The sequence below is a fragment of the Variovorax paradoxus genome (assembly GCF_000834655.1).
Taxonomy (GTDB): Bacteria; Pseudomonadota; Gammaproteobacteria; order Burkholderiales; family Burkholderiaceae_C; genus Variovorax; species Variovorax paradoxus_F.
The window spans coordinates 58,806-72,021 of record NZ_JXQQ01000009.1; the positions used below are offsets into that span (position 1 = coordinate 58,806).

The window sequence follows — 13,216 nt, forward strand, 5'->3', positions numbered from 1 at the left end:
TTCCGCGGGCTTTTTTCATTTGAGCCGGATGATCAGGCTCGAGGTGTCCCAGCGCCGCCCGCCGGCTTGCTGCACGTCGGCGTAGAACTGGTCCACCAGCGCCGTGACCGGAACCCGCGCGCCGTTGCGCTTGGCCTCGTCGAGCACCAGGCCCAGGTCCTTGCGCATCCAGTCGACGGCAAAACCGTAGTCGAACTTGCCCGCGATCATGGTCTTGCCGCGGTTGTCCATCTGCCAACTCTGGGCCGCGCCCTTGCCGATGACGCCGAGCACGGCTTCCATGTCCAGGCCCGCACGCTGGCCGAAGGCGATGGCTTCCGACAGCCCCTGCACCAGTCCCGCAATGGCGATCTGGTTCACCATTTTTGCGAGCTGGCCGGCGCCGCTCTCGCCCAGCAGCGTGACCGCGCGTGAAAACGCCGCGGCCACCGGCTTGATGCGCTCGAAGGCGGCCGAGTCGCCGCCGCACATCACGGTGAGTGCGCCGTTCTGCGCACCTGCCTGGCCGCCGGAAACCGGTGCGTCGATGAATTGAAGCCCCAGCGCCTGGGCTGCCTTCGACAGTTCGCGCGCCACGTCGGCCGAAGCGGTGGTGTGGTCGACCAGCACCGCACCCTTCTTCATGCCGGCGAAGGCGCCGTCGTCGCCCAGCACCACCGAGCGCAGGTCCTCATCGTTGCCGACGCAGCAGAAAACGATGTCGGCGCCCGCCGCCGCTTCGCGCGGGGTGGCGGCATGGCGGCCCGGCGGGCCGAATTCGGCGGCCCATGCCTCGGCCTTGGCGGCCGTGCGGTTGTAGACCGTGACGCTGTGGCCGGCCTTGGCCAGGTGGCCGGCCATCGGCCCGCCCATGACGCCGAGGCCGAGAAAGGCCACCGTCTGGGCGGGGATGGATTCGTAGGTGCGGGTGTTGATGCTGCTCATGGGGCGAGAGCTTAAAGCCATTGGCCCACGGTCAGCGGCGGGCCGCCGGAGCCACCCCGCGCTGCGGTCAGACGATCGCGAAGTGCTCCGTGCCGGCTGCCAGGTCGGTGCTGCGCGCGCGCTGGCTGTTGAGCTTGATCTGCAGGCGCAGGTCGTTGGCCGAGTCGGCGTTGCGGATGGCGTCCTCGAAGGTGATCGAGTGGCTCTCGAAAAGGTCGAAGAGGGCCTGGTCGAAGGTCTGCATCCCGAGGTTGCGGCTCTTCTTCATGATCTCCTTGATCTCGCCCACCTCGCCCTTGAAGATCAGGTCGGAGATCAGCGGCGTGTTCAGCAGCACCTCGACGGCGGCCACGCGGCCCTGGCCGTCTTCGGTGGGCACCAGGCGCTGCGACACCAGCGAGCGCAGGTTCAGCGACAGGTCCATCAGCAACTGCGCGCGGCGCTCTTCGGGGAAGAAGTTGATGATCCGGTCCAGCGCCTGGTTGGCGCTGTTGGCGTGCAGCGTGGCCATGCAAAGGTGGCCCGTTTCCGCGAAGGCCACCGCGTGCTCCATGGTTTCGCGGTCGCGGATTTCGCCCATCAGGATCACGTCGGGTGCCTGGCGCAGCGTGTTCTTGAGCGCGGCCTCCCAGCTGTCGGTGTCGATGCCCACTTCGCGCTGCGTCACCACGCAGTTCTTGTGCGGGTGCACGAATTCGACCGGGTCTTCCACCGTGACGATGTGGCCGTAGGAGTTTTCGTTGCGCCAGTCGATCATCGCGGCCAGCGTGGTCGACTTGCCCGAGCCCGTGGCGCCCACCAGGATGGTGAGGCCGCGCTTGGTCATCGACACGTCCTTGAGCACCTGCGGCATGCCGAGGCCGTCGATCGTCGGCAGCTTGGCGGGAATGGTCCGCAGCACCATGCCGACCTTGCCCTGCTGCACGAAGGCGTTGACGCGGAAGCGCCCGATGCCGGTGGGCGAGATCGCGAAGTTGCACTCCTTGGTGCGCTCGAAGTCGGCCACCTGCCGGTCGTTCATGACCGAGCGCGTGAGCGCCAGCGTGTGCTGCGCGCCCAGCGCCTGCTGCGACACCTTGGTGACCTTGCCGTCGACCTTGATCGCGGGCGGGAAGTCGGCGGTGATGAACAAGTCGCTGCCGTTGCGGCTCACCATGAGCTTGAGCAGGTCGTTGATGAACTGGCTGGCTTGATCGCGTTCCATGAGAGCGCTCCTTGATCTCTGTTTAGTTTGAACCTGCCGGCGGCCGACCGCCGGGCCGCCCCAAGGCGGCCGTGCCTCCCCCATGGGGGGTGGAGTTACACGAAGCGTAGCGAAGTGAAAAGCCGGGGGGCTTCATCATGACTAGCCGGGGAAATTCTCGGGAATCTTTGCTTTTCCGCGCGCTTCGGCGGCGGAAATCGTGTTGCGGCGAACCAGCTCCATCAGGTTCTGGTCCAGCGTCTGCATGCCGGAGCCCTGGCCGGTCTGGATGGTGGAGTACATCTGCGCCACCTTGGCCTCGCGGATCAGGTTCCGGATGGCGGGCGTGCCCAGCATGATCTCGTGCGCGGCCACGCGGCTCTGGCCGTCCTTGGTCTTGCACAGTGTCTGGGAAATCACCGCCTGCAGCGACTCCGAGAGCATTGCGCGGATCATTTCCTTCTCCTCGCCCGGGAACACGTCGATGATCCGGTCGATGGTCTTGGCGGCCGACGAGGTGTGCAGCGTGCCGAACACGAGGTGGCCCGTTTCGGCCGCGGTCATCGCGAGGCGGATGGTTTCGAGGTCGCGCAGCTCGCCCACGAGAATCGCGTCCGGGTCTTCGCGCAGGGCAGAGCGCAGCGCGTTCGAGAACGACAGCGTCATCGGCCCCACTTCGCGCTGGTTGATCAGGCACTTCTTCGATTCGTGCACGAATTCGATCGGGTCTTCCACCGTGAGGATGTGGCCGTATTCGTTTTCGTTGAGGTAGTTCACCATCGCCGCCAGCGTGGTCGACTTGCCCGAGCCCGTGGGGCCGGTCACCAGCACCAGGCCGCGCGGCTTGAGCGCCAGTTCGCCGAAAATCTTGGGCGCGTTCAGCTGCTCGAGCGTGAGGATCTTCGACGGAATGGTCCGGAACACGGCGGCCGCGCCGCGTGCCTGGTTGAAGGCGTTCACGCGGAAGCGCGCGAGGCCGTCGATCTCGAACGAGAAGTCGACCTCCAGGAACTCTTCGTAGTGCTTGCGGTGCGTGTCGCTCATGATGTCGTACACCATCGCGTGCACGCCCTTGTGGTCGAGCGCATCGACGTTGATGCGGCGCACGTCGCCGTTCACACGGATCATGGGCGGAAGCCCGGCCGACAAGTGCAGGTCGGAGGCTTTGTTCTTGACGCTGAATGCCAGCAGTTGGGTGATGTCCACGGGGCTCCTCGGCTCGAGTTCGGTGACGTTTTGATACGATTTTGGACGATTATGACGATGATTGGCGACGACCTCCAGCAAGTAAAGACACGGATCGTGGAGGCATGTGTAACGGCCGGCCGCGACCCGGCCGGGGTCGGGCTGCTGGCGGTGTCCAAGACCTTCGGGCCCGAGGCGGTGCGCGAGGCGCACGCGGCGGGCCAAACGGCCTTCGGCGAGAACTACGTGCAGGAAGGGCTGGACAAGATCCAGGCGCTCGCCGATCTGCGCGCCGCCCTCGAATGGCACTGCATCGGCCCTCTGCAGAGCAACAAGACGCGGCCCGTGGCCGAGCAGTTCGACTGGGTCCACAGCGTCGACCGGCTCAAGATCGCCGAGCGGCTGTCGGCGCAGCGGCCGGCCCATCTGCCGCCGCTCAACGTATGCCTTCAGGTTAACGTGGACGGCGGCGCAAACAAGTCCGGCGTGCCTCCGGAAGAGGCTGTCGAACTTGCCCGCGCTGTGGCGGCATTGCCACATCTGCGGCTGCGCGGGCTCATGGCGATCCCCGAACCGGCGCCGGATTTCGCGGCGCAGCGCGATCTGTGCCTGCGCGCGCATGCGGTCTTCGAATCGATCAGGGGGGCGGGCATCGAACTGGACACGCTCTCGCTCGGCATGAGCGCAGACCTCGAGGCGGCGATCAGCGCCGGCAGCACGATGGTGCGGGTCGGCACCGCCATCTTCGGCGGCCGGGCCAGAAAGCCCGCCTGAGGCTCCCGCGCCTCAGAGTCCCAGCGGCAGCCGCGCGCTGCTCTTGACCTCTTCCATCACCGCATAGGTCCGCGTCTCGCGCACCCCGGGCAGTTGCCACAGCACCGTGCCCGCGAACTCGCGGTACGCGGCCATGTCCGCCATGCGGGTCTTGAGCAGGTAGTCGAAGCCGCCGGCGACCATGTGGCATTCCATGATCTCGTCGCGCACCTGCACCGCGGCCTTGAACTGGTCGAACACGTTGGGCGTGGTGCGGTCGAGCAGCACCTCGACGAACACCGTGAACCCCCGGCCCAGCTTCTCGGGGTCCAGGCGCGCCTCGTAGCCCAGGATGAACCCGTCGCGCGTCAGGCGCTGCACGCGCGCCAGCACCGCAGTGGGCGAGAGCGCCACCGCCTCGGCCAGCTTGAGGTTCGTGATGCGCCCGTCCTCCTGAAGAATCATCAGGAGGCGCAGGTCGATGCGGTCCAGGTCGAGCATTGGAGAATTATCCGGTTCGTGCATCGATTCTTTGCAGAAGATGCGCCCTATGGCAGTTGGCCATAGGAGATAGAACCAAGGAAATGCCCTGCGCCTACCCTGCGTCGACCCCCCTGGGGGTACCCAGGCCCCTTTCGCTCAGCGAACGGTCGTGTGCAGTTGCGCGGCTGCCTGCTGGCTCGTGAACTGCTCGACCAGCGCTCCAAAGGCGGGACTCGCCCGCAGCTTGTTGTATTCGGCCACCGCCTGGCGGTACGCGGGCCGCGTCGTGTCGCCGCCGGCCTCGCCGTTCTGCTGTGCGGCGAGGCCGGACTGGATCCACAGCCGCGTGTCGGCCGCCACGGCGGCGCGGCTGTTCGCGGAGACCACGGCCGCCTGCTGCGCGAGCCCGTCGGTATAGCCCTGCGTGGGCGCGCGCTGGAGCCACTGCTGCGCATCGGCCGTCACCGCGGCGCGCGTCGTGGACGAGGCGAGCGGCACCGGCCGCGGATCGCCTTCGGCGTAGTTGCCGGCAAGGCTCGGCGCCGAGGCGAGGGCCAGCAGCGCGGCGACGGTGGCGGTGCCCAGGATGCGGGTGGTACAGGTGGTGGAAGAGGACATCATTCGCTGGCTCCTTGATGTGGTGGGTTGGTGAAGCCAACTCTATGAAGTGGATCTGCACGATCGATAACCGGTCGATGACAGTTCGGTCATCTGCCGGTCGCCCGCACGATCGGCGCCCGGAACGACGCGGCCTAACGTCTCTTGCATAACCGTCAGCGCGGCGCGCATAAGCCATGGCGCGACGGGCGCGAGAGGTCTATCGTTGCGGCCACCTCAGTTCCAATCCAAGGGATCTCCCATGAGTGAAAAACTCTCCTTCGTCTCCCCCACCGCCAACAGCCCGTGGGGAACGTACCTCTCCCAGGTCGACCGTGTCGTGCCGTACCTCGGCCCGCTGGCCCGCTGGGTCGAAACCTTGAAGCGCCCCAAGCGCGCGCTGATCGTGGACGTGCCGATCGAAATGGACGACGGCACCATCGCCCACTTCGAGGGCTACCGCGTGCAGCACAACATGAGCCGCGGCCCGGGCAAGGGCGGCGTGCGCTTCCACCCCGACGTCACGCTCGAAGAAGTGATGGCGCTGTCGGCCTGGATGACCATCAAGACCGCGGCGGTGAACCTGCCGTACGGCGGCGCCAAGGGCGGCATCCGCGTCGACCCGAAGAAGCTCTCGCTGCAGGAACTCGAGAAGATCACCCGCCGCTACACCAGCGAGATCGGCATCATCATCGGCCCGCACACCGACATCCCCGCGCCCGACGTCAACACCAACGGCCAGATCATGGCGTGGATGATGGACACGTATTCGATGAACGTCGGCGGCACCGCCACCGGCGTGGTCACCGGCAAGCCGCTGCACCTGGGCGGCTCGCTCGGACGTGTCAAGGCCACCGGCCGCGGCGTGTTCGTCACCGGCCGTGAAGCGGCCCGGCGCCTGGGCATGGACCTGCGCGGTGCGCGCATCGCGGTGCAGGGCTTCGGCAACGTGGGTTCGGTCGCGGCCGAACTCTTCGCCGAAGCGGGCGCCAAGATCGTGGCGGTGCAGGACCACACGGGCACCATCGTCAACACCAACGGCCTTGACCTCGCCAAGCTCATCCCCATCGCCAACAAGGACGGCGTGATCGCCTTCAAGGGCGGCGACGTGGTGCCCAACGAAGCCTTCTGGGACACGGCCTGCGACATCCTGATCCCGGCCGCCCTCGAAGGCCAGATCACCGCCGAGCGCGCGCAGAAAACCACCGCCAAGCTGGTGCTCGAAGGCGCCAACGGCCCCACGGTGCCCACGGCCGACGACATCCTCGCCGAACGCGGCGTGCTGGTGGTGCCCGACGTGATCTGCAACGCCGGCGGCGTGACGGTGAGCTACTTCGAATGGGTGCAGGACTTCTCGTCGTTCTTCTGGGACGAGGACGAGATCAACGTGCGCCTGGACCGCATCATGATGAACGCGCTCAACCAGATCTGGGACACGGCCGACAAGCACAAGATCACGCTGCGCACGGCGACGTATGCGGTGGCTTGCGAGCGGATCCTGATGGCGCGCCAGGAGCGCGGCCTGTACCCGTAAAGGTCTCTCCCCAGGCTTCGCGCACTTCGTGTCGCTTTGCCTAACCCTCACCGGGGGCAACACCAGCGGCCCGGCGAAGCCGGTTCCGCGGTGTTCCGGAACGAAGCCTTGGTACGCTTCGAGCATGACTGCAGCTCTTTCGTCCATCAACCTTCCTTCCATTCCCGCGGACTGCCTTGCCCGTCTGCAGGCCCTCATGGCCGGCGGGCAGCGCAAGCTGCTGGGGCTGGTCGGTGCGCCAGGCGCTGGCAAGTCCACGCTCGCGATGGCGCTGCTTCAGGCCGTTGGCGCCGACCGCGCGCAGGTCGTGCCGATGGACGGCTTCCACCTCGCCAATGTCGAACTCCAGCGCCTCGGTCGCGCCGACCGCAAAGGCGCGCCCGACACCTTCGACAGCGCCGGCTACGTCGCCCTGCTCGAGCGGCTGCGCAACCAGCGCCCCGACGGCGACATCGTCTACGCCCCTGAATTCCGCCGCGAGATCGAGGAGCCGATCGCCGGCGCCATCGCGGTGCTGCCCTCGACGCAGCTCGTCATCACCGAAGGCAACTACCTGCTGCACGACGCCGGCCCCTGGGCCGGTGCGGCGGCGATGCTCGACGAGGTCTGGTACGTCGACATCGACGACGCCGTGCGCGAAGAGCGCCTGGTGCAGCGCCACCAGCAGTTCGGCCGCAGCGCCGAAGCCGCGCGCGACTGGGTGGCCAGCACCGATGCGCCCAACGCGCGGCTGATTGCCGCCACCAAGGCGCGGGCCCATCACGTGCTGATGTGGTCCTGAAAAAAATCCGCCGCGAGGGAACGCCGGCGCGCCGCCGCGCTCGAAGCCTTGCCGGCGGAGGCGCCGGTTAGCATTCGCCGCGCCATGCCGTCCCACTTCAATTCCTCCTTGTCCTTTTCCTCCCTCCGCACGCCGGTCCTCGTCCTGGGCCTTCTGTCGGCCCTCGTGCTCGCCGGCTGCGGCAGCACCTCGCGGCGCGTGTCTTACGAGCCGGAGGAGTTCGACTCCACCACCACCCACACGCGCAACTACGCGGCCACCGAGGGCCGGACCTGCGAGGCGGCACGCCGCGCGCTCCTGAGCCAGGGCTACATGGTCACCGCGGCCAATGCCGACCTGGTGACCGGGCGCAAGAGCTTCCAGCCGGCCGCCGAGGTGCACGTCGAGGTCGAGTTCCGCGTGGTCTGCGCGCGCGAGGGCGGCAAGGGCGGCAGGCAGAGCACCGTGGCCTTCGCCACCGCGCTGCAGGACCGCTACGGCATCAAGAAGGTCAACAACTCGGCCAGCGTGGGCGTGGGCGCCTTCGGGTCGCTGTCGCTGCCTTTCGCCGGCAGCGACGACGCGATGGTCAAGGTGGCCAGCGAAACGCTCACCGACGAGCGCTTCTACGACCGCTTCTTCACGCTGATGGACCGCTTCCTCGAAGGCGGCGGCGCCGATGCACCGCCGGACATGCCGGCCGAGGCGCCCTCGACGCCTTCCGCGCCACCCGCCCCCGCCATCAGCTTCCCGGTCGCTCCTTCGCCGAACCGCGGCTGAGCGCCCGGGGTCAGCGCACCAGCGTCGACTTGCCGAACAGGCTCTCGATCAGCTCCACGGCGATTTCCGCTGTCTGGTTGCGCACGTCGAGCGCGGGGTTGAGCTCCACCACGTCGAGCGAACACAGCCGCCCGGTGTCGGAGATCATTTCCATGCACAGCTGCATCTCGCGGTAGGTCGGGCCGCCGCGCACGCCGGTGCCCACGCCGGGCGCGATGTTCGGGTCGAGGCAGTCCAGGTCGAAGCTCACGTGCAGGTGGGTGTCCTCGTCCACGTCCTGCAGCGCCTCGGTCATGGTGGTGCGCATGCCATGCTCGTCGATGTGGCGCATGTCGAACACGTTCAGGCCGAGCGTGCGGATGGCCTCTTTCTCGTCCGAGTCGACGCTGCGGATGCCGATGAAGCGTATCGCCTCGTGCGCCAGCGCCGCGCGCTCGCCGCTCCAGCCCGTGAGCTCCGCGGGGCCGTGGCCCAGCAGGCACGAGACCGGCATGCCGTGCAGGTTGCCGCTGGGGCTGGTGGTTTCGGTGTTGACGTCGGAGTGCGCATCGAGCCACAGCACGCGCAGCTTCTTGCCGCGCTTGCGCGCATGCCAGGCGATGGCGCTGATCGAGCCGATGGCCAGGCAGTGGTCGCCGCCCAGCATCAGCGGCACGTGGTTGGCGCCCAGCGCGGCGTCCACGGCGTTGTAGACCGAGCGGTTCCAGGCGATCACCTCCGCGAGATGGCGCAGGCCGTTGGCCGGCGGCGCCCACGGCGTGGCAGGGCCCGCGAGGTTGCCGCGGTCGATGACCGTGAAGCCCTGCCTGGCGAGCGCTTCGGCCACGCCGGCCACGCGAAGCGCATCGGGGCCCATGCCCGCGCCGCGCATGCTGGCGCCGATGTCGGTCGGTGCGCCGATCAGTTCGAGGGTGGTGTTCATTCAGGTGGTCTCCGTGCGGGGAATGGCCCGGCGGCTCATGCCGGCTTGCCTATGTGGTGCCACAGGTACGCATAGCCGAGGGCGTCCATGAAGGCGGATTCCTTGTTGTCCGTGGCCGCGCTGTGCCCGCCTTCCATGTTCTCGTAGAGGCTGCTGTCGTGGCCCAGCGCGACCATCTTCGCGTGCATCTTGCGCGCATGCACGGGGCCCACGCGGTCGTCGCGGGTCGAGGTGGTGAAGAGCGCGGGCGGATAGAGCCCGTCGGCCTTCGCGTTCTCGTAGGGCGAGAAGGTCCGGATGAAGGCCCATTCCTCGGGCTGGTCGGGGTCGCCGTACTCGGCGATCCACGAGGCGCCGGCCGACAGGTGCGTGTAGCGCTGCATGTCGAGCAGCGCCACCTCGCTCACGATCGCGCCGTACAGCTGCGGGTAGAGCGTGAGCATGTTGCCCATCAGGAGCCCGCCGTTGCTGCCGCCCATGGCGCCCAGGTGCGCGGGCGAGGTGATCTTGCGTGCGATGAGGTCCTCGGACACCGCCGCAAAGTCCTCGCAGGTGCGAAGCCGGTTCTCCTGCAGCGCGGCCTGGTGCCAGCGCGGGCCGTATTCGCCGCCGCCGCGGATGTTGGCGATCACGTAGACGCCGCCTTGCTCCAGCCACGCGCGGCCGATGCTGCCGCTGTAGCTCGGCTGCAGCGAGATCTCGAAGCCGCCGTAGGCGTACTGCAGCGTGGGGTTCGTGCCGTCGGCTTTCAGGTCCTTGGGTGCGATCTCGAAGTAGGGCACGCGCGTGCCGTCCTTCGACACCGCGAAATGCTGGCTCACGCTGTAGCGCGAGGCATCGAAGAAGCCGGGGCTGTGCTTCAGCACTTCGGGTTCGCCCTGGCCGATGGTGCCGATGTAGAGCGTGGTCGGCTGCAGGAAGCCGCTCACGGTGAGGAAGTAGTCGTCGTTCTCGTCCTCGTCGATGCCGCCGGCCGCGATGGTGGAGAGCGCGGGCGCGCCGCCCAGGCTCTCGCGCTTCCACGGACCGCCGTCCTGCGGCGTGAGCACTTCGAGCTTGTTCACCACGTCGTGCATCACGTTGAGGATGAGGTGGTGGCGCGTCCACGAATGGCTGTCGAGCGCGGTCGTGTCGTCGGGTGTGAAGAGCACGGTGAGCTCGCGCCTGCCCGCCATGTAGTCGTCGAACTTCGCAGCCAGCAGCGAGCCCGACTTGTAGGTCGCGCCGCCCACGGTCCAGTCCTCGCGCGGCTCGATCAGCATCCACTCGCGGAAGATGTCGGTGTTGGAATCGTCCGGCACGTCGATCTTGGCGAGCGCGCCATCGGCGCCGCGCAGCCAGGTTTCGCTTTCGTAGAAGTCGATCTGGCGCGAGACGAAGTCGCGCTCGAAGCCGGGCGTGTTGTCGCGGTAGGCGCTCACGGACATGTCCTCGTGCGCGCCCTCGTACACCGTGACCGCGGCGTCGAGCGGCGTGCCGCGCTTCCATTCCTTCACGATGCGCGGGTAGCTCGAGCTGGTCATCGAGCCGGGGCCGAAATCGGTGGCCACGTAGAGGTGGTCGATGTCTTTCCAGCCCACGTGGTTCTTCGCCTCGGGGAGCGTGAAGCCGCCTTCGACGAAGGTCTTGCTCTGCAGGTCGAATTCGCGCACCACATCGGCATCGGCGCCGCCGCGCGAGAGCGAAATCAAACAGCGCTTGTAGTCGGGCTCCAGGCAATCGGCGCCGTGCCAGACCCAGTTCTCCTTGTCGGCCGCGGCCAGGGCGTCGATGTCGATCACGGTTTCCCAGGCGGGCTGCGGCTTGCGGTATTCGGTGAGCGTGGTGCGGCGCCAGAGGCCCTTGGGGTGCTCCTTGTCGCGCCAGAAGTTGTAGAAGCTCGCGCCGATCTTGCGGACCATCGGGATCCGGTCGTCCGAGTCGAGCACCTCGAGGATGCCCGCCTCGAGCGCCTTGAAGGCGGGCGACTGCGCGTAGGCCTGCACGGTCTTCGCGTTCTCCTGGCGGGCCCAGTCGAGCTGGGCGTCGCCGTCGATCTCTTCGAACCAGAGGTGATCGTCTTGCGGGGTCGGGGAGGGGTTGGATGTCATGGATGGCAGTGTACGAAGCCCCTGTGAAAAAAGCCCCTGTGAGCGGTTGTTGCGGCCTCGGTCACTTTTTCATTACTCGCGAAAACCTCGGTGGAAACACTGAAGCGGGCGGGGCCCACGAACGCCACGTGCGGGGTATCCTGCCGAACGGCGCACGCCCCACCAAGGAGACACAACACATGAAACACCTGAGCGGTCTTGATGCCACCTTCCTGCACCTGGAAACGCCCGAGATGCCGATGCACGTGGGCTCGCTGAACGTGCTGGACCTGCCCAAGGGCTACAAGGGCGATTTCTACGAAGACGCCAAGCAGTTCATGGCCAGCCGCATCCACCTGGCCGACGTGTTCACGCGCAAGCTCGCGCTCATGCCCTTCGACATGTCCAACCCGGTGTGGGTCGAGGACGAGGACATCGACCTCGACTACCACGTGCGCCACATCACGCTGCCCAAGCCCGGCACCAACCGCCAGCTGCAGCAATACGTGGCGCGGCTGCATTCCACGCTCATCGACCGCAGCCGCCCGATGTGGGAGTTCTTCATCATCGATGGCTTGAAGAGCGGCCAGGTGGCGCTCTACACCAAGGTGCACCACGCGGGCATCGACGGACAGGCCGGCGTGGAAGTGGGCAAGGCCATCTTCGACCTGGAGGCCACGGGCCGCGTGGTGAAGCCGCCGCGCTCGCGCCCGCGCAACCACAACTACCAGCTCGGCATGGCCGAACTCGCAACCGCCGCGCTGCGCAACACGGCGCAGCAGTACGTCAAGCTCTTCAAGATGGCGCCGGCCATCGCACGTGCGATCAGCGGCCTCGCAAAGCCCGACGAGAAGGCGGCAGAGAAGGCCACGGCCACAGCGCCCAAGAAGTTCAATCTCTTCGCGCCGCGCACGTCGCTGAACGTGTCGATCACCAACCAGCGCACCTTTGCCGGCCGCACCATCTCGCTGGCCGAGACCAAGTACATCGCCAAGCATTTCGGCGTGTCGCTCAACGACGTGGTCATGGCCACCGTGGCCGGCGCGCTGCGCCACTACCTGGCCGACAACAACGAGCTGCCCGCCAAGCCGCTGGTGGCCGGCGTGCCGGTGAGCCTGCGCGAAGCGGGCGACGACACGGCCAACAACCAGGCCAGCATGATCCTGGTGAGCCTGGCGACCGACATCACCGACCCGATCCAGCGGCTGAAGGCGATCAATGCGTCGTCCAACAGCTCCAAGTCGACGATGAACCGCTTCAAGGCCGTGATCCTGGACGACTTCCCCACCTTCGCCGCGCCCTGGCTGGTGTCGGGCATCGCCTCCATGGTGGGCCGCTCGGGCCTGGTGAACCTGCTGCCGCCGGCGGCCAACGTGGCCATCTCCAACGTGGCGGGCGCGCCGTTCCCGATGTACTTCGCGGGCGCGCTCGTCACCTGCTACTACCCGGTGTCGATCGCCAGCCACGGAACGGCGCTCAACGTCACGGTGCAGAGCTACAACGGACGCATGGACTACGGCCTCATCGCCTGCCGCCGCGCGGTGCCCGACATCACCGAGATCGGCGACTACATGCTGGCCGAGCACAAGCTCCTGATGGAACTGACGCAGAAGCACCCGTCCGCGGCCGGCGTCACGGCGCCCAGGCCCGCGGCTGTTGCGGCACATGCGCCGGACGTCGAGGAGTCCGCCCCCGCTGCGAAGAAGCCGGCTGCGCGCAAGAAGGCGGCGGTGAGCGCGGCCGTCAAGAAGCCCGCTCCCGTCAAGGCCGCGGCCAAGAAGGCCCCGGCGAAGAAGGCGGCCAAGCCCGCACCGATCAAGACGACTGCCAAGCCCGCAACCCGCAAGGCCGCGCCGGCCAAGCGGGCGAGCGCTTCGAGGGCTGCGGCGGCATGACGGGGGCCATGGGCCAGAAAATTGGGGCAGTTGGACTAGTTTTCCGACGCTTCTAGTTTTGCAGGCCTAGGCCCTTGCGAAGAAGATGGGCCCATCGCATCCAGCGACCCGTTCAACTTCAAGGAAATCTT

Annotated in this window: 12 protein-coding genes; 5 read left to right on the forward strand and 7 right to left on the reverse strand. The window is 67.3% G+C overall.

Annotated features, from left to right (window positions below; translation table 11 throughout):
• Positions 1–15 precede the first annotated feature (15 nt).
• The 3 genes from RT97_RS04530 to RT97_RS04540 all read right to left on the reverse strand — a co-directional run bounded on the left by RT97_RS04530 (position 16) and on the right by RT97_RS04540 (position 3,313).
• Positions 16–924, reverse strand: coding sequence for an NAD(P)-dependent oxidoreductase (locus tag RT97_RS04530; protein ID WP_042577590.1), 909 nt, complete (start codon positions 922–924; stop codon positions 16–18).
• 67 nt (positions 925–991) lie between these two features.
• Positions 992–2,128, reverse strand: a complete 1,137-nt coding sequence (locus RT97_RS04535; protein WP_042577591.1) for a PilT/PilU family type 4a pilus ATPase — start codon at positions 2,126–2,128, stop codon at positions 992–994.
• A 141-nt stretch (positions 2,129–2,269) separates the two neighbouring features.
• On the reverse strand, positions 2,270–3,313 hold the full coding sequence (locus RT97_RS04540) for a type IV pilus twitching motility protein PilT (protein ID WP_013543830.1): 1,044 nt from the start codon (positions 3,311–3,313) through the stop codon (positions 2,270–2,272).
• 51 nt (positions 3,314–3,364) lie between these two features.
• Here RT97_RS04540 and RT97_RS04545 point away from each other — a divergent pair, with 51 nt between their 5' ends.
• On the forward strand, positions 3,365–4,066 hold the full coding sequence (locus RT97_RS04545; protein WP_042577592.1) for a YggS family pyridoxal phosphate-dependent enzyme: 702 nt from the start codon (positions 3,365–3,367) through the stop codon (positions 4,064–4,066).
• A 12-nt stretch (positions 4,067–4,078) separates the two neighbouring features.
• Here the strand turns inward: RT97_RS04545 and RT97_RS04550 are convergent, their stop codons facing one another.
• Together RT97_RS04550 and RT97_RS04555 are read right to left on the reverse strand one after the other, a co-directional pair.
• Positions 4,079–4,546 (reverse strand): Lrp/AsnC ligand binding domain-containing protein, encoded by a 468-nt coding sequence (locus tag RT97_RS04550; RefSeq protein WP_042577593.1) that lies wholly within the window; start codon positions 4,544–4,546, stop codon positions 4,079–4,081.
• A gap of 138 nt (positions 4,547–4,684) precedes the next feature.
• On the reverse strand, positions 4,685–5,149 hold the full coding sequence (locus tag RT97_RS04555; RefSeq protein WP_253278124.1) for a hypothetical protein: 465 nt from the start codon (positions 5,147–5,149) through the stop codon (positions 4,685–4,687).
• A gap of 238 nt (positions 5,150–5,387) precedes the next feature.
• Here RT97_RS04555 and RT97_RS04560 point away from each other — a divergent pair, with 238 nt between their 5' ends.
• From RT97_RS04560 to RT97_RS04570, 3 genes are all read left to right on the forward strand, one after another.
• Entirely contained in the window at positions 5,388–6,659 is a 1,272-nt protein-coding gene (locus RT97_RS04560; RefSeq protein ID WP_042577594.1) for a Glu/Leu/Phe/Val family dehydrogenase, read from the forward strand.
• A gap of 124 nt (positions 6,660–6,783) precedes the next feature.
• Positions 6,784–7,440: a nucleoside/nucleotide kinase family protein gene (locus RT97_RS04565; protein WP_042577595.1), complete on the forward strand. Its 657-nt coding sequence runs from the start codon at positions 6,784–6,786 to the stop codon at positions 7,438–7,440.
• A 108-nt stretch (positions 7,441–7,548) separates the two neighbouring features.
• A complete protein-coding gene (locus RT97_RS04570) occupies positions 7,549–8,199 on the forward strand; it encodes a DUF2242 domain-containing protein (RefSeq protein ID WP_437184089.1) in 651 nt (216 codons plus the stop codon).
• Positions 8,200–8,209: 10 nt separating this feature from the next.
• Here the strand turns inward: RT97_RS04570 and rocF are convergent, their stop codons facing one another.
• Together rocF and RT97_RS04580 are read right to left on the reverse strand one after the other, a co-directional pair.
• Positions 8,210–9,121, reverse strand: coding sequence for an arginase (gene rocF, locus RT97_RS04575; RefSeq protein ID WP_042577597.1), 912 nt, complete (start codon positions 9,119–9,121; stop codon positions 8,210–8,212).
• A gap of 35 nt (positions 9,122–9,156) precedes the next feature.
• A complete protein-coding gene (locus tag RT97_RS04580; RefSeq protein WP_042577598.1) occupies positions 9,157–11,211 on the reverse strand; it encodes a prolyl oligopeptidase family serine peptidase in 2,055 nt (684 codons plus the stop codon).
• Positions 11,212–11,390: 179 nt separating this feature from the next.
• On the opposite strand from RT97_RS04580, the gene RT97_RS04585 reads away from it, so the two are divergent.
• Entirely contained in the window at positions 11,391–13,085 is a 1,695-nt protein-coding gene (locus RT97_RS04585; protein ID WP_042577599.1) for a WS/DGAT/MGAT family O-acyltransferase, read from the forward strand.
• Positions 13,086–13,216 lie beyond the last annotated feature (131 nt).